At 69.8% G+C, this 550-nt stretch carries 1 protein-coding gene and 1 pseudogene; both read right to left on the bottom strand.

What is annotated here, in order from left to right:
* Positions 1-241 (bottom strand): annotated as a pseudogene (locus tag IF29_RS45715) (transaldolase family protein); the annotation flags it as partial.
* Between the two features lie 54 nt (positions 242-295).
* The coding region (locus tag IF29_RS43030) for a transketolase-like TK C-terminal-containing protein (protein ID WP_037598808.1) at positions 296-550 on the bottom strand (255 nt) is incomplete at its 5' end.

Genomic DNA, 550 nt, shown 5'->3' with positions numbered 1-550 from the left:
GGGGCGGTCCACCAGCCAGGCCAGCTGCTTGGCCTCGGCGATGGTCGCCGGGGTGTTGTGCGCCAGGCGGGGGTCGACCTCGATGGAGACCCGGCCGTCGCGGCCGGTTGGTGGTGACCCCGACCACGTGCTTGTCGCGGACCAGCTCGGCCAGGTTGCCGGAGGTCAGGCGGGTGCGGCTGAGGTCGTCCAGCCAGATCGCCACGCCTTCGTCGCTGAGGCGCTTCAGAGCGTCAGTCATGATCCTCGTCACTTCTTTCTCTGGTTCGTACTGGCTGTTCGATGGCTGGACTGCTCAGCGGCCTGCGGCCAGGTCGGCCAGCGACTCGTGGGCGGCGGTGACCACGGCGTCGTCGGTGAGACCGAACTCCTTGTAGAGCACCTTGTAGTCGGCGGAGGCGCCGAAGTGCTCCAGGCTGACGACCCGTCCGGCGTCGCCGACGTAGCGGTACCAGGTCAGCGCGATGCCGGCCTCGACGGCGACGCGGGCCCGCACTGCGGGGGGCAGCACGGTGTCGCGGTAGGCCAGGTCCTGCTCCTGGAACCACTC

The sequence above is a fragment of the Streptacidiphilus jeojiense genome, from assembly GCF_000719095.1.
GTDB classification, from domain to species: Bacteria; Actinomycetota; Actinomycetes; order Streptomycetales; family Streptomycetaceae; genus Streptacidiphilus; species Streptacidiphilus jeojiensis.
Note: the sequence above shows the minus strand (reverse complement) of the source record. Positions and strands in the feature narration are given on the sequence as shown.